The sequence below is a fragment of the Enterobacter sp. E12 genome (genome assembly GCF_014596715.2).
Classification (GTDB): Bacteria; Pseudomonadota; Gammaproteobacteria; order Enterobacterales; family Enterobacteriaceae; genus Enterobacter; species Enterobacter bugandensis.
This window is the reverse complement of record NZ_CP115601.1, coordinates 2,754,433-2,769,152: the sequence shown is the minus strand read 5'-3', so window position 1 is coordinate 2,769,152 and position 14,720 is coordinate 2,754,433. Positions and strand designations below refer to the sequence as shown.

15 protein-coding genes are annotated in these 14,720 nt (G+C 56.3%); 9 read left to right on the top strand and 6 right to left on the bottom strand.

What is annotated here, in order from left to right; all coding sequences use genetic code 11:
- Positions 1-2 precede the first annotated feature (2 nt).
- The 5 genes from IB212_RS13175 (at position 3) to rnd (ending at position 6,382) form a co-directional block, all read left to right on the top strand.
- Entirely contained in the window at positions 3-1,913 is a 1,911-nt protein-coding gene (locus tag IB212_RS13175; RefSeq protein WP_041909493.1) for an ATP-dependent DNA helicase, read from the top strand.
- A 66-nt stretch (positions 1,914-1,979) separates the two neighbouring features.
- A complete protein-coding gene (tsaB, locus tag IB212_RS13170; RefSeq protein ID WP_041909495.1) occupies positions 1,980-2,675 on the top strand; it encodes a tRNA (adenosine(37)-N6)-threonylcarbamoyltransferase complex dimerization subunit type 1 TsaB in 696 nt (231 codons plus the stop codon).
- A 37-nt stretch (positions 2,676-2,712) separates the two neighbouring features.
- A complete protein-coding gene (locus IB212_RS13165) occupies positions 2,713-3,294 on the top strand; it encodes a Slp family lipoprotein (RefSeq protein WP_041909497.1) in 582 nt (193 codons plus the stop codon).
- A 203-nt stretch (positions 3,295-3,497) separates the two neighbouring features.
- A complete protein-coding gene (gene fadD, locus IB212_RS13160; RefSeq protein ID WP_072252102.1) occupies positions 3,498-5,183 on the top strand; it encodes a long-chain-fatty-acid--CoA ligase FadD in 1,686 nt (561 codons plus the stop codon).
- A gap of 71 nt (positions 5,184-5,254) precedes the next feature.
- Positions 5,255-6,382 carry a ribonuclease D gene (gene rnd / locus IB212_RS13155; protein WP_028013523.1) on the top strand — a complete coding sequence of 376 codons (1,128 nt, stop codon included), beginning with the start codon at positions 5,255-5,257 and terminating at the stop codon, positions 6,380-6,382.
- 74 nt (positions 6,383-6,456) lie between these two features.
- Here the strand turns inward: rnd and minE are convergent, their stop codons facing one another.
- Genes minE through minC form a run of 3 tightly spaced genes read right to left on the bottom strand, consistent with a single transcriptional unit; the run spans position 6,457 to position 8,273 of the window.
- Positions 6,457-6,726: a cell division topological specificity factor MinE gene (gene minE / locus IB212_RS13150; RefSeq protein WP_010432714.1), complete on the bottom strand. Its 270-nt coding sequence runs from the start codon at positions 6,724-6,726 to the stop codon at positions 6,457-6,459.
- A gap of 3 nt (positions 6,727-6,729) precedes the next feature.
- A complete protein-coding gene (gene minD / locus IB212_RS13145) occupies positions 6,730-7,542 on the bottom strand; it encodes a septum site-determining protein MinD (RefSeq protein WP_028013522.1) in 813 nt (270 codons plus the stop codon).
- Positions 7,543-7,565: 23 nt separating this feature from the next.
- Positions 7,566-8,273 carry a septum site-determining protein MinC gene (gene minC, locus IB212_RS13140; RefSeq protein WP_028013521.1) on the bottom strand — a complete coding sequence of 236 codons (708 nt, stop codon included), beginning with the start codon at positions 8,271-8,273 and terminating at the stop codon, positions 7,566-7,568.
- Between the two features lie 123 nt (positions 8,274-8,396).
- Here minC and IB212_RS13135 point away from each other — a divergent pair, with 123 nt between their 5' ends.
- The 3 genes from IB212_RS13135 to IB212_RS13125 all read left to right on the top strand — a co-directional run bounded on the left by IB212_RS13135 (position 8,397) and on the right by IB212_RS13125 (position 9,913).
- A complete protein-coding gene (locus IB212_RS13135; protein WP_041909499.1) occupies positions 8,397-8,672 on the top strand; it encodes a YcgL domain-containing protein in 276 nt (91 codons plus the stop codon).
- 47 nt (positions 8,673-8,719) lie between these two features.
- On the top strand, positions 8,720-9,379 hold the full coding sequence (locus IB212_RS13130; RefSeq protein ID WP_041909500.1) for a fumarylacetoacetate hydrolase family protein: 660 nt from the start codon (positions 8,720-8,722) through the stop codon (positions 9,377-9,379).
- Positions 9,380-9,472: 93 nt separating this feature from the next.
- Positions 9,473-9,913 (top strand): YcgN family cysteine cluster protein, encoded by a 441-nt coding sequence (locus IB212_RS13125; RefSeq protein ID WP_041909501.1) that lies wholly within the window; start codon positions 9,473-9,475, stop codon positions 9,911-9,913.
- 33 nt (positions 9,914-9,946) lie between these two features.
- Here the strand turns inward: IB212_RS13125 and dsbB are convergent, their stop codons facing one another.
- Together dsbB and nhaB are read right to left on the bottom strand one after the other, a co-directional pair.
- Positions 9,947-10,477, bottom strand: coding sequence for a disulfide bond formation protein DsbB (gene dsbB / locus IB212_RS13120; RefSeq protein WP_188246016.1), 531 nt, complete (start codon positions 10,475-10,477; stop codon positions 9,947-9,949).
- Between the two features lie 46 nt (positions 10,478-10,523).
- Positions 10,524-12,062 (bottom strand): Na(+)/H(+) antiporter NhaB, encoded by a 1,539-nt coding sequence (gene nhaB, locus IB212_RS13115; protein ID WP_188246017.1) that lies wholly within the window; start codon positions 12,060-12,062, stop codon positions 10,524-10,526.
- Positions 12,063-12,263: 201 nt separating this feature from the next.
- Between nhaB and fadR the strand changes: the two genes are divergently transcribed.
- The gene (gene fadR / locus IB212_RS13110; RefSeq protein WP_028013515.1) at positions 12,264-12,983 is read left to right on the top strand and encodes a fatty acid metabolism transcriptional regulator FadR; all 720 of its coding nucleotides are present in this window, start codon (positions 12,264-12,266) and stop codon (positions 12,981-12,983) included.
- A 45-nt stretch (positions 12,984-13,028) separates the two neighbouring features.
- Here fadR and IB212_RS13105 read toward each other — a convergent pair whose 3' ends face one another.
- Positions 13,029-14,561: a SpoVR family protein gene (locus IB212_RS13105; protein ID WP_023293929.1), complete on the bottom strand. Its 1,533-nt coding sequence runs from the start codon at positions 14,559-14,561 to the stop codon at positions 13,029-13,031.
- Positions 14,562-14,720 lie beyond the last annotated feature (159 nt).

Sequence of the window (14,720 nt, the reverse complement as noted above, 5' to 3'; positions counted from 1 at the left end):
ACGTGGCAGACGATTTTTCCCCTGAAGGTCAATTAGCGCAGGCGATCCCCGGCTTCAAGCCCCGTGAGCCTCAGCGACAGATGGCGCACGCCGTTGCCCGCGCCATTGATCAGGCCCAGCCGCTGGTGGTTGAAGCCGGAACCGGCACGGGTAAGACCTATGCTTACCTTGCGCCGGCGCTGCGGGCGAAAAAGAAAGTGATAATTTCCACCGGATCGAAAGCGCTGCAGGATCAGCTCTACAGCCGCGATCTGCCTACCGTAGCAAAAGCGCTGAAATACAAAGGACGCCTGGCACTGCTGAAGGGGCGCTCCAACTATCTCTGCCTGGAGCGACTCGAACAACAGGCGCTGGCCGGCGGCGATCTGCCGGTACAAACCCTGAGCGACGTCATCATCCTGCGCGCCTGGGCGAACCAGACCGAAGAGGGCGATATCAGCACCTGCGCGAGCGTGCCGGAAGACTCCCCGGCCTGGCCGCTGGTGACCAGCACCAACGACAATTGCCTCGGCAGCGACTGCCCGCTGTATAAAGACTGTTTTGTGGTGAAAGCGCGCAAAACAGCGATGGACGCAGACGTGGTGGTGGTGAACCACCACCTGTTCCTCGCGGACATGGTGGTTAAGGACAGCGGTTTCGGCGAGCTGATCCCGGAGGCGGACGTGATGATCTTCGATGAAGCCCATCAGTTGCCGGATATCGCCAGCCAGTATTTCGGCCAGTCGCTCTCCAGCCGCCAGCTACAGGATCTGGCGAAAGATTTTACCATTGCCTACCGTACCGAACTCAAAGATACCCAGCAGCTGCAGAAGTGTGCCGACCGTCTGGCGCAAAGCGCACAGGATTTCCGCTTACAGCTTGGCGAGCCGGGCTATCGCGGCAACCTGCGCGAATTGCTGGCGGACAAAAATATCCAGCGCGCGCTGCTGCTGCTCGATGATGCACTTGAGCTCTGCTACGACGTGGCGAAGCTGTCCCTCGGACGCTCCGCGCTGCTTGACGCCGCCTTTGAACGCGCCACGCTCTATCGCGGGCGGCTCAAACGGCTAAAAGAGATCAACCAGCCGGGGTTCAGCTACTGGTATGAATGCACCTCACGGCACTTTACCCTGGCGCTCACGCCGCTGACGGTGGCCGATAAATTCAAAGAGGTGATGGCGCAGAAGCCGGGAAGCTGGATCTTCACTTCCGCAACCCTGTCTGTAAATGACGATCTGCACCACTTCACCGAACGCCTCGGTATTGAGCAGGCGGAATCACTGCTGCTGCCCAGCCCGTTTGATTACGAAAAGCAGGCGCTGCTTTGCGTGCCACGCAATCTCCCGCTGCCGAACCAGCCGGGGGCGGCGCGGCATCTCGCAGCGATGCTCAAGCCGATGATTGAGGCCAACAACGGGCGCTGCTTTATGCTCTGCACCTCACACGCCATGATGCGCGATCTCGCCGAGCAGTTTCGCGCCACCATGACCCTCCCTGTGCTGCTGCAGGGCGAAACCAGCAAAGGCCAGCTGCTGCAGCAGTTCGTCAGCGCCGGTAATGCCCTGCTGGTGGCAACCAGCAGCTTCTGGGAAGGGGTGGACGTGCGCGGCGACACGCTCTCGCTGGTGATCATCGATAAGCTGCCGTTCACGTCGCCGGACGATCCTCTGCTCAAGGCGCGGATGGAAGACTGCCGTCTGCGCGGCGGCGATCCGTTTGACGAGGTTCAGCTGCCGGATGCGGTCATTACGCTTAAGCAGGGGGTAGGGCGCTTAATCCGTGACGTCACCGATCGCGGCGTGCTGGTCATCTGCGATAACCGGCTGGTGATGCGTCCTTACGGCGCAACCTTTCTCGCCAGCCTGCCGCCCGCCCCGCGTACGCGGGACATTAAACGCGCGGTGCGTTTCCTGGCAAACCCAACGGCGGAGTAATTCGCTCCGGAGTGTGCTAAGATGCGCGCCATTTTGTGACTGACCCTTGCGAGAGCGCGACGACTGATGCGAATTCTGGCTATTGATACCGCGACAGAGGCTTGCTCTGTCGCACTGTTGAACGACGGTGCTGTTTCTGCCCATTTCGAAGAGTGCCCACGGGAACATACCCAACGCATTCTCCCCCTGGTTAAAGCCATTTTAACCCAGGGCAACACCTCCTTAACCGACCTCGACGCGCTGGCCTTTGGCCGCGGTCCCGGCAGCTTTACGGGCGTGCGCATTGGGATTGGCATCGCGCAGGGGCTGGCGCTGGGCGCTGACCTGCCGATGATCGGCGTCTCTACGCTTGCGACGATGGCGGAGGGTGCCTGGCGCATGACGGGCGCGACCCGCGTGCTCGCCGCTATTGACGCTCGCATGGGTGAAGTTTACTGGGCGGAATATACCCGCGATGAAAACGGCGTCTGGCACGGCGAAGAGACGGAAGCAGTGCTTAAGCCTGAAGCCGTTACTGAGCGCCTGAAGCAGCTGTCCGGCGAATGGGCGACCGTCGGCACGGGCTGGCCGGCGTGGCCAGAGATGGCGAGCGGCACCGGGTTGACGCTGGTGGACGGCAACATGCTCCTGCCTGCGGCAGAAGATATGCTCCCGATTGCCCGTCAACTGCTTGCAGCAGGAAAAACCGTGGCCGTTGAACACGCGGAACCGGTTTATTTGCGAAACACCGTCGCGTGGAAGAAACTTCCGGGCCGCGAGTGAATCTCAGTAACATGAACTGAGAAAAAGGAGTCGCATCATGGCGGTTCAGACTAAAGTAGTACGCCTTTTTATGGCAGGCGCGGTTGCCATAGCACTGAGCGGTTGCGTAACCGTACCTGATGCGATCAAGGGCAGCAGCCCGACGCCACAGCAGGATCTGGTTCGGGTAATGAATGCGCCCGAGCTTTACGTCGGCCAGGAAGCCCGCTTCGGTGGGAAAGTGATCGACGTGCAGAACCAGCAGGGGAAAACCCGTCTGGAAATTGCCACGGTACCGCTCGACAGCGGCGCGCGTCCCGTACTCGGTGAAGCCTCTCGCGGGCGTATCTATGCCGACGTTAGTGGTTTCCTCGACCCGGTCGATTTTCGTGGACAGCTGGTAACCGTTGTCGGGCCGATTACCGGTTCGGTGCAGGGCAAAATCGGCAACACGCCGTATAAATTTATGACCATGCAGGTGAACGGCTATAAGCGCTGGCGTATCGCCCAGCAGGTGGTGATGCCGCCTCAGCCAATCGACCCGTGGATGTGGGGTCCACATCCTTATCGTTACGGTTATCCGGGATGGGGCTGGTATAACCCGGGCCCCGCACAGGTGCAAACGATCGTAACTGAGTAACTTACTGTTATTGTTAAGAAAGAGACAGCGGCTCAGCCGCTGTCTCTGTTTTTTTACGGATAAAACGAAAAAAAAGAGTGACGCGCTTCGCAACCTGCAATCTGAACAATTAATAAACTGGTACGCTGAGTTAATATAATGTTAACAAACTGTTTATTATCGGGGCTGTGATGACGACGAACACTCATTTCAGAGGTGATGCATTGCAAAAGGTTTGGCTTAACCGTTATCCCGCAGATGTGCCTGCGGAGATCAATCCTGACCGTTATCAATCCCTGGTGGAATTATTTGAGCACTCGGTAAGACGTTACGCAGACCAGCCCGCGTTTGTGAATATGGGCGAGGTGATGACGTTCCGTAAGCTTGAGGAGCGTAGCCGGGCGTTTGCGGCTTATCTGCAGGAAGGACTTGGGCTGCAAAAAGGGGATCGCGTCGCGCTGATGATGCCGAACCTGCTGCAATACCCGGTGGCGCTGTTCGGCATCCTGCGTGCCGGGATGATTGTCGTCAACGTTAACCCGCTTTACACGCCGCGCGAGCTGGAACATCAGCTGAACGACAGCGGGGCGGTGGCGATTGTCATTGTTTCTAACTTTGCCCATACCCTGGAAAAAGTGGTCGACAAAACCCAGGTGAAGCACGTCATCCTGACGCGCATGGGCGATCAGCTTTCCACCGCCAAAGGGACGCTGGTTAACTTTGTCGTTAAATACGTCAAACGTCTGGTACCAAAATACCACCTGCCGGATGCTATCTCCTTCCGCCGCGCGCTGCATGCGGGCTATCGCATGCAGTACGTCAAGCCTGAAGTCGTCTCCGAAGACCTGGCCTTCCTGCAATACACGGGCGGCACTACCGGCGTGGCCAAAGGGGCGATGCTGACCCACCGCAACATGCTGGCGAACCTTGAGCAGGTCAATGCCACCTACGGGCCGCTGCTGCATCCGGGTAAAGAGCTGGTAATCACCGCGCTGCCGCTGTATCACATCTTCGCGCTGACCATGAACTGCCTGCTGTTTATCGAGCTGGGCGGGCAAAACGTATTGATCACCAACCCGCGCGATATCCCGGGTCTGGTGAAAGAGCTGGCAAAATACCCGTTTACCGCCATGACCGGGGTGAACACCCTGTTTAACGCGCTGCTCAACAACAAAGAGTTCCAGCAGCTTGATTTCTCCACGCTGCATCTATCCGCGGGCGGCGGCATGCCGGTTCAGCAGGCGGTGGCCGAGCGCTGGGTGAAGCTAACCGGGCAATATCTGCTGGAAGGCTATGGCCTGACGGAATGTGCCCCACTGGTGAGCGTCAACCCGCACGATATCGACTACCACAGCGGCAGCATCGGCCTGCCGGTCCCGTCGACGGAAGCAAAGCTGGTGGATGATGAGGATAACGAAGTGCCTCACGGCGAGCCGGGCGAGCTGTGCGTCAGAGGGCCGCAGGTGATGCTGGGTTACTGGCAGCGTCCTGATGCGACCGACGAAATCATTAAAGACGGCTGGCTTCACACCGGCGATATTGCGGTGATGGATGACGAAGGCTTCCTGCGCATCGTCGATCGCAAAAAAGATATGATCCTGGTCTCCGGCTTCAACGTCTATCCGAACGAAATCGAAGACGTGGTGATGCAGCACAGCGGCGTGCTGGAAGTGGCGGCGGTGGGCGTTCCTTCCGGCAGCAGCGGTGAAGCGGTGAAGATATTTGTGGTCAAGAAAGATCCTTCTCTTACCGAGGAAGCGCTGATAACGTTTTGTCGCCGTCAGCTGACGGGCTATAAAGTGCCGAAGCTGGTGGAATTCCGCGATGAGCTGCCGAAATCCAACGTTGGGAAGATATTACGACGAGAATTACGTGACGAAGCCCGTGCCAAAGTAGACAATAAGGCCTGAGCTTCACGTTAATCGCCCAGACGCCGGTTAAGCCGGCGTTTTTTATGGGCGCAAACAAAAGAGAATCCGATTTGAATTACCAGATGATCACGACCAACGACGAGCTGGCTTCGCTGTGCGAAGTGACGCGCGACTTTCCTGCCATCGCTCTGGATACCGAGTTTGTCCGTACTCGCACCTATTATCCACAGCTGGGTTTGATACAGATGTACGACGGTAAGCACGTCTCGCTGATCGACCCGCTCGGCATTACCGACTGGGCGCCGATGCGTGACCTGCTGCTGGATACTGCGGTAACGAAATATCTGCATGCGGGCAGTGAAGATCTGGAAGTTTTTCTTAACACCTTTGGCATCATGCCTCAGCCGCTGATTGATACGCAGATCCTCGCGGCGTTCAGCGGTCGTCCGCTGTCGTGGGGCTTTGCCGCGATGGTGGAGGAGTACACGGGCCTGACGCTGGATAAAAGTGAATCCCGTACCGACTGGCTGGCGCGTCCGCTTACCGAGCGTCAGCTGGAATATGCGGCGGCAGACGTGTTTTACCTGCTGCCGATTGCCGGACAGCTGATGAAAGAGGCGGAAGCCTCCGGCTGGCTCTCTGCCGCGCTGGACGAGTGCCGTATGACGCAGCAGCGTCGCCAGGAAGTGGTTGACCCGAAAGAGGCCTGGCGTGATATCACCAACGCCTGGCAGCTTCGCACGCGTCAGCTGGCCTGCCTGCAGCTGTTAGCGGACTGGCGTTTGCGTAAAGCGCGCGAGCGCGATCTGGCCGTGAATTTTGTGGTGCGTGAAGAGCATCTCTGGGCGGTCGCGCGCTATATGCCGGGCAGCCTGGGCGAGCTGGACAGCATTGGCCTTTCCGGCAGCGAGATCCGTTTCCATGGTAAAACCCTGCTGGCGCTGGTCGCCAAAGCGCAGGCGCTGCCGGAGGATGCACTGCCTGAGACGCTGCTGAATCTCATGGATATGCCGGGCTATCGTAAAGCATTCAAGGATATCAAAGCGCTGGTGCAGGATGTCGCAACGGAAAGCAAGCTGAGCGCTGAACTGCTGGCGTCACGCAGACAAATTAACCAGCTGCTGAACTGGCACTGGAAGCTGAAACCGCAGAATGGCGTGCCGGAACTGATGGCTGGCTGGCGCGGGGTATTGATGGCCGATCGCCTGAATACCTTGCTGGAAGGTTATCCGCGATAAAAATATGCCGGGCGATATACCCGGCATATTCCCCCCGGTGGCGCTGCGCTTACCGGGGCTACGACACCAGGAACCTACGGACGCGACTCTTCCGCTTCCGGAAGCGTTACGTTCAGCTCCAGAATCGAAATATCCCCGTCTTTTTGCTCCAGCTGTACGGTGACCATCTCCGGGTCAATCTGCACATACTTACAGATCACTTCCAGGATGTCCTTGCGCAGCTGCGGCAGGTAGTGAGGCTCGGCGTCGCTACGACGACGCTCCGCAACGATAATTTGCAGGCGTTCTTTTGCGATGTTGGCGGTGCTTTTTTTCCGCGAGAGAAAAAAGTCCAGTAATGCCATAACTTATCCTCCGAACAGGCGTTTGAGGAAACCTTTCTTCTCTTCTTCAATGAAGCGGAAAGGACGTTCTTCTCCCAGCAGACGGTCAACGGTATCGGCGTAAGCTTTACCTGCATCTGCCGTTGTATCAAGGATCACGGGCTCGCCCTGGTTAGAGGCGCGTAACACGGACTGGTCTTCCGGGATAACGCCAACCAGTTTAATGCGCAGGATCTCCAGCACGTCTTCCATGCTCAGCATGTCACCTTTGTTTACGCGACCCGGGTTATAGCGGGTCAGCAGCAGGTGCTCTTTGATCGGATCCTGGCCATTTTCCGCACGGCGGGATTTGGAGGCCAGAATACCGAGAATACGGTCGGAGTCACGCACGGAGGAGACTTCCGGGTTGGTGGTGATGATCGCTTCATCAGCAAAGTAGAGCGCCATCAGGGCACCGGTTTCAATGCCGGCAGGGGAGTCACAGACGATGAAGTCGAACTCCATTTTTTTCAGCTCGTCGAGCACCTTTTCCACGCCTTCACGGGTCAGGGCATCTTTATCACGCGTCTGAGAAGCCGGAAGAATGAAGAGGTTCTCGGTGCGCTTGTCTTTAATCAGCGCCTGGTTCAGCGTGGCATCGCCCTGAATGACGTTCACGAAGTCATATACGACGCGACGCTCACATCCCATGATGAGGTCGAGGTTACGCAGACCGATATCGAAGTCGATAACGACGGTTTTCTTTCCCTTCTGGGCCAAACCAGTAGCGATGGCCGCGCTGGAGGTGGTCTTGCCAACGCCTCCTTTACCCGAAGTAACAACAATAATGCGTGCCATAGAAATTCCTTGTTAAAAAGGGATTAATTCAACGGTTGAACGGTCAACGCGTCGTCTGCCAGAAGCAGGCGAGCCGCTTTGCCATAAAATTCGGCTGGGATCTTGTCGCTCAGCCAATATTCACCTGCGATGGACACCAGTTCCGCCGTCAGGTGAGTACAAAATATTTGCGCGTCCCGATCGCCACTTGCGCCCGCGAGCGCACGTCCACGCATCATACCGTAAACGTGAATATTGCCATCTGCAATAAGCTCTGCGCCAGCACTGACGTGGCTTGTAACAATTAGATCACAGTTTGGCGCATAAATGCGCTGACCGGAACGAACCGGCACATCAATCATTCGCGTTTTTGTGAGAGCGGTAACGTTTTGCGCCGCAGGAGGGGGCGTTTGTACGGCAGCGGGTGCTGCACGTGGGGTTTTTTCTTTGCCTTCATTAAGAAGAGGCAGCCCCGCACGGTCGATTTCCGCTTTCAGCTCGGGATCTTTGCAGCCGCTGATGCCGACAATACGCAGCCCGGTAGAGGAGACCGCCTGCTGGAGACGTGTCCAGTTAACTGGCGCCTCAAGACCGCTGACGTTGATGACGACGGGGGCGTGCTTCAGAAAGGCGGGAGCCTGGGCGATTTTGTCTTCTAACGCCTGACGAATAACCTCGGGTTTTGCATCATGCAAATGAACCACTGATAAGGTGAAGCTACTGCCTTTAAGCTCGATGGGCGTGTTTGACATCCTGGCCTTACTCAATTTGCTATTAACCGCAACCATTCGCTGCGATATTCCGAAGAGTATCAGGCATGTTATAGTCAGGAGTATATTGAGGCAAGCAACCACCCATTAATTCAGAGTAAAAACATGTTTTGTGTGATCTACAGAAGTACAAGCCGTGACCAGACCTATCTTTATGTCGAAAAGAAAGACGATTTTTCACGCGTGCCGGAAGAATTAATGAAGAACTTTGGCCGACCACAGCTGGCGATGCTGCTGCCGCTGGACGGCCGTAAGAAACTGGTGAATGCCGATCTGGAAAAAGTGAAAACGGCATTAGCCGAGCAGGGCTATTATTTACAGCTTCCACCGCCGCCTGAGAATTTATTAAAACAGCACCTCGAGGCGTCCGGGAAAAAATAGCCTCAGCTGTTTTCGGGCATAACACATCAACCGATTAGGGGTCGAGCATGTATCAACATCATAACTGGCAAGGTGCATTACTGGATTATCCCGTCAGCAAAGTGGTCTGCGTGGGCAGCAACTATGCGAAGCATATTCAGGAGATGGGCAGCGCAACCCCAGAAGAGCCGGTCCTGTTTATTAAGCCCGAGACGGCGCTATGCGACATCCGCCAGCCGCTGGCGCTGCCGCAGGGGCTGGGGTCCGTACATCACGAAGTAGAGCTTGCCGTGCTGATCGGCGCCACGCTGCGCCAGGCTTCCGAAGAGCATGTCGAGAAAGCGATTGCCGGCTACGGCGTGGCGCTGGATCTGACCCTGCGCGACGTGCAGGGCAAAATGAAGAAGGCAGGGCAGCCGTGGGAAAAAGCCAAAGGATTTGATAACGCATGTCCGATTTCAGGGTTTGTTCCGGTGAATGAATTTACCAACGATCCGCAGGACACTCCGCTCAGCCTGAAGGTTAACGGCGAGATCCGCCAGCAGGGCACCACGGCAGATATGATCCACAAGATTGTGCCGCTGATCGCCTACATGAGCCGTTTCTTCACCCTGAAGCCGGGCGATGTGATCCTCACCGGCACGCCAGAAGGCGTGGGCCCGCTCGCCAGCGGCGATGAGCTTGAGGTCGGTTTTAACGGCCTGTCGCTAAAAACCCGCATGCTGTAACCGCATCTTGCCGCCTGCAAAGGGCGGCAAAACTTGCAACCACGTGCCAGACTCGTTATAAGGTGCGCTTTCTTTTGACGTGTGGACATCCTGATGAACGACATTCCTTTCTGGCAAAGCAAAACTCTTGACCAAATGACCGACGCGGAGTGGGAATCGTTGTGCGACGGCTGCGGGCAGTGCTGCCTGCACAAGCTGATGGATGAAGACTCCGATGAGATCTATTTCACCAACGTCGCCTGCAGGCAACTGAACATTAAAACCTGCCAGTGCCGCAACTACGAACGCCGCTTCGAGTTCGAGCCGGACTGCATCAAGCTCACCCGTGAAAATCTGCCGACTTTTGAGTGGCTGCCGCACACCTGCGCGTATCGCCTGCTGGCGGAAGGGAAAGAACTGCCGAACTGGCATCCGCTGCTGACCGGTTCAAAGGCGGCGATGCACGGCGAGCGGATTTCGGTGCGCCACATTGCGGTGAAGGAGTCCGAGGTACGGGACTGGGAAGATCACATCATGAATCACCCTAATCGGTGATAATAAAAAACCCGCCGTGGCGGGTTTTTGCTTTTACCTTCCAAACAAATCGCGTTTCTTCGGTTTGAACGGCTGAGCAATCAGCACCAGCAGCGCCACGACGAAGTAGGCCACAAAAATGCCCACCAGCCACTGCGGCATCTCCAGCGTCAGGAATTCCCACTGACGTACGGAGCAGTCACCGGATGCGACAAACACCTGCGGAAGCCACTTATCCAGCGGCAGCCAGCTCGGGAAGCGGGCGGCGAAATCACAGGTCATAAACGGTGACGGATGCAGCTGCATCATGGTGTGCTGCCAGGAAAGCTCAATCCCTTTCCAGGCGCTGTACAGCCAGATGGCAATACCCACATAGCGCAACGGCGTTTTTGGGGCAATTGCGCCCACCAGGCCTGCACCCATAATGCCGAACAGCGCGCAGCGCTCGTAGATGCACAGCACGCAGGGCTTGAGTCCCATCACGTGCTGGAACCACAGCGCAACCATTTCCAGCGCAAAGGCGGTCAGGGCCATCGACAACCACGCTCCGCGACCGCGGGAGCACTGGTTTAAAAATCTCAACATAATCATTTCCCTGGAACATGCTTAGAAAGCGCAGTGTAAACGAATTTTAATGCGCCGCAAGTATACCCGCTTGTAGCAGCCATTGCGTACAGGGAACGAGAGTAATTTTGATGCACAGCAAACCAACAACGGTGAGCACCAGCGTGTACGGCAGCGCCATCCAGACCATTCTTCCATAAGAAAGCCGTATGAGCGGCGCCAGCGCCGAGGTCAGCAGGAAGAGAAATGCCGCCTGGCCGTTCGGTGTTGCAACGGAGGGCAGGTTTGTTCCGGTGTTGATGGCCACCGCCAGCAGGTCGAACTGCCCGGTGCTGACGATCCCTTGCTCCATCGCCGCTTTGGCCTCATTGATATACACCGTCCCGACAAAGACGTTATCGGAAATAGAGGACAACAGACCGTTAAAGAGATAGAACAGCGTAAGCTGCGAGTCCGGCGAGGCCTGAAGCACAAACGCGATAATTGGTGCGAAAAGGCGTTGGTCAATAATCACCGCCACGACCGCAAAAAAGACCGCCAGCAGCGCGGTAAACGGCAGGGCTTCGGTAAAGGCTTTACCAATAGCATGTTCGTCCGTTACCCCGCTAAAGGTGGTGGCAAGAATAATGACGGAGAGGCCAATCAACCCGACTTCGGCAAGATGCAACGCCAGCGCGGCGATAAGCCAGATGCCGATGATCCCCTGCGCAATCAGACGCAGCGTCTCCTGGCGCGTACGCTGTTTGCGGCTCTGCTCGTCAAATTTATGCAGTTCATTGCGAACCGGTTCAGGCAGCTGTGCGCCGTAGCCGAACAGCCTGAATTTTTCGACCAGAATGCAGGTCGCTAACCCGCAGACCAGCACAGGCACGCTGACGGGGGCCATGCGCAGGAAAAACTCGCCAAAATGCCATTCAGCCGCTTGCGCGATGATCAGGTTTTGCGGCTCGCCCACCATGGTCATCACGCCGCCCAGCGCCGTACCGACCCCTGCGTGCATCATCAGGCTGCGCAGAAACGCGCGGAACTGTTCCAGCACGTCGCGGTTATGCGCCTCGACGTGGCTATCGTCCTGTAAATCCTCACTTGGGCGAGAGGAGGCCACGCGGTGATAAATGCCGTAAAATCCGACGGCGACGCTGATCACCACCGCGACAACGGTGAGTGCATCCAGGAAGGCCGACAGAAAGGCGGCGGCAAGGCAAAACGCCAGCGAGAGGATCGTTTTTGACGTAATGCTCAGCAGCAGGCGGGTAAAGATAAACAGCAGCAGCTGTTTCATAAAGTAGATACCGGCCACCATAAAAATGAGCAGCAGTAGCACTTCCAGATTGGAGGCCAGCTCTGCTTTTACATGCTCTGCGGACGTCATGCCGATGACAACGGCTTCAAATGCCAGCAAACCGCCGGGCAGCAGGGGATAACACTTCAGCGCCATGGCCAGGGTGAAGATAAATTCTGCCACCAGCAGCCACCCGGCGATAAACGGATCCACGCTAAAAATGAGGGGATTAACGACCAGGAAAACCAGCAGTATCAGTTTGTACCAGTCAGGAGAATAGCCTAAAAAATTGCGCCACAGCGCGCGCCCAAAAGAAATTTCCACAACAGACGTCCTTCCCGTTAAGTAATACAAAACATCAGTATACGCAAAAATCGCGGCCCGGAGGCGGATAAGACCGCATTGTAAATTTCACAAAAATGAAACGGCGATCCCTCTTTTCTCACTTTGCCGCGCTACCTGCCGTTGCACGCCTCTGGTATGATGAGTCCAATTTGCAAAAAGCTGTGTAATGGAAATCTCACTATGGTCATTAAGGCGCAGAGCCCGGCGGGTTTCGCGGAAGAGTACATCATTGAAAGCATCTGGAATAATCGTTTCCCTGCGGGGTCCATTCTTCCGGCTGAACGCGAACTCTCTGAACTGATTGGCGTCACTCGCACCACGCTGCGTGAAGTGCTTCAGCGACTGGCGCGTGATGGATGGTTGACGATCCAGCACGGCAAGCCAACAAAGGTAAACAACTTCTGGGAAACCTCGGGGCTGAACATTCTTGAAACGCTGGCGCGCCTCGACCACGAAAGCGTGCCGCAGCTGATTGATAATCTGCTCTCCGTGCGCACCAACATCGCGACTATTTTTATTCGTACCGCTTTCCGTCAGCATCCTGAAGATGCGCTTGCGGTGCTGGCCAGCGCGAATGAAGTTGAAGATCACGCCGACGCCTTTGCCACCCTCGATTACAACGTGTTTCGCGGCCTGGCGTTTGCCTCCGGCAACCCGGTTTACGGCCTGATCCTCAACGGTATGAAAGGGCTCTATACCCGCATTGGTCGTCACTACTTCGCTAACCCTGAAGCCCGCAGTCTGGCGCTGGGCTTCTACCATAAGCTGAGCAAGCTCTGCACCGAAGGCCTGCACGATCAGGTATATGAAACCGTACGCCGCTACGGCCACGACTCCGGTGAAATCTGGCACCGTATGCAGAAAACGCTGCCGGGCGATTTGGCGATTCAGAGCCGCTGAAATAAAAAACCTCTCAATCGAGAGGTTTTTTTTCGCCCGGTGGCGCTACAGCGTATTCAACCGCGCCGGGCAGCGTTCCAGCAGCTCCACGCTGCCGTCCTCATTCTGCTGCTCCAGCTGCACGTCAAAGCCCCACAGGCGGTGCACGTGCTTCAGCACCTCTTTACGTCCTTTATCCAGCGGCGCGCGGTTGTGCGGGATATAGCGCAGCGTCAGGGAGCGGTCGCCGCGCAGATCCACGTTCCACACCTGAATATTGGGTTCAAGGTTGCTCAGGTTGTACTGGGAGGAGAGGCGGGAGCGGATCTCCCGGTATCCTTCCTCGTTGTGGATCGCGGAGATCTCCAGATAGTTGTTGCGGTCATCGTCCAGTACGGTGAAGAAGCGGAAATCGCGCATGATCTTCGGCGACATGAACTGGCTGATAAAGCTCTCATCCTTAAAGTCGCGCATCGCAAAATGCAGCGTTTCCAGCCAGTCAGAACCGGCGATATCCGGGAACCAGTACTTGTCCTCTTCCGTTGGCGACTGGCAGATGCGCTTAATATCCTGGAACATCGCAAAGCCCAGCGCATACGGGTTAATCCCACTGTACCACGGGCTGTTGTAGGGCGGCTGGAACACCACGTTAGTATGGCTGTGGAGGAATTCCATCATGAACCGCTCGGTGACTTTCCCCTCGTCATACAGATGGTTGAGGATGGTGTAGTGCCAGAATGTTGCCCAGCCTTCGTTCATCACCTGGGTCTGTTTCTGCGGATAGAAATACTGGCTCACCTTACGCACGATACGCAAAATCTCGCGCTGCCACGGCTCCAGCAGCGGGGCGTTCTTCTCCATAAAATAGAGCAAGTTTTCCTGCGGCTCGGACGGATAACGACGCGCTTCGGCAATCGTTTTTTCCTCCTCACGCTTCGGCAGGGTGCGCCACAGCATGTTCACCTGGCTCTGCAGATACTCCTCGCGGCTTTTCTGCCGGGCTTTCTCCTCCTGCAGTGAGATTTTCTGCGGGCGTTTATAGCGGTCCACGCCGTAGTTCATCAGCGCGTGGCAGGAGTCGAGCAGCTTCTCTACCTCGTCCACGCCGTAGCGCTCTTCGCAGTCGGTAATGTATTTACGGGCGAAGATCAGGTAATCGACGATGGAGCTGGCGTCCGTCCAGCTGCGGAACAGATAGTTATTTTTAAAGAAGGAGTTATGGCCGTAGCAGGCGTGCGCCATCACCAGCGCCTGCATGGTAATGGTGTTCTCTTCCATCAGATAGGCGATACACGGGTTGGAGTTAATGACGATCTCATACGCCAGCCCCTGCTGGCCGTGCTTGTACAGCCGCTCCGTTTCAATGAATTTTTTACCAAACGACCAGTGCGGATAGTTGATCGGCATCCCGACGCTGGAGTAAGCGTCCATCATCTGTTCGGAGGTAATCACCTCAATCTGATGGGGATAGGTATCCAGGCGATACAGTTTTGCCACCCGGTCGATTTCGGCTAGGTAGACATCCAGCAGCTCGAAGGTCCAGTCGGGTCCATCGCTCAGACGTGTGTTGTCCTTGTTCAGGGAATCAATAGTAGCCATTAGCGCGCCCTCGTTGTGGGTGCTCTCTCTGTCTGGAGAGCCTCCTTTCAAGCATAGATCAACGTGTTAAAAAGCGTGCTGGCGCAGAAATTTTTTCTTTGCGATTTCCCGTTTTTGATACGGCAAAAAAAGCGCACTCATCAGAATTTTATGCTGGTT

Coding starts and splice junctions, on each gene's coding strand:
- minE (WP_010432714.1), bottom strand. CDS start 6,726: ATGGCATTACTGGACTTTTTTCTCTCGCGGAAAAAAAGCACCGCCAAC.
- fadR (WP_028013515.1), top strand. CDS start 12,264: ATGGTCATTAAGGCGCAGAGCCCGGCGGGTTTCGCGGAAGAGTACATC.
- IB212_RS13105 (WP_023293929.1), bottom strand. CDS start 14,561: ATGGCTACTATTGATTCCCTGAACAAGGACAACACACGTCTGAGCGAT.
- IB212_RS13135 (WP_041909499.1), top strand. CDS start 8,397: ATGTTTTGTGTGATCTACAGAAGTACAAGCCGTGACCAGACCTATCTT.
- IB212_RS13125 (WP_041909501.1), top strand. CDS start 9,473: ATGAACGACATTCCTTTCTGGCAAAGCAAAACTCTTGACCAAATGACC.
- tsaB (WP_041909495.1), top strand. CDS start 1,980: ATGCGAATTCTGGCTATTGATACCGCGACAGAGGCTTGCTCTGTCGCA.
- IB212_RS13165 (WP_041909497.1), top strand. CDS start 2,713: ATGGCGGTTCAGACTAAAGTAGTACGCCTTTTTATGGCAGGCGCGGTT.
- minD (WP_028013522.1), bottom strand. CDS start 7,542: ATGGCACGCATTATTGTTGTTACTTCGGGTAAAGGAGGCGTTGGCAAG.
- IB212_RS13130 (WP_041909500.1), top strand. CDS start 8,720: ATGTATCAACATCATAACTGGCAAGGTGCATTACTGGATTATCCCGTC.
- dsbB (WP_188246016.1), bottom strand. CDS start 10,477: ATGTTGAGATTTTTAAACCAGTGCTCCCGCGGTCGCGGAGCGTGGTTG.
- minC (WP_028013521.1), bottom strand. CDS start 8,273: ATGTCAAACACGCCCATCGAGCTTAAAGGCAGTAGCTTCACCTTATCA.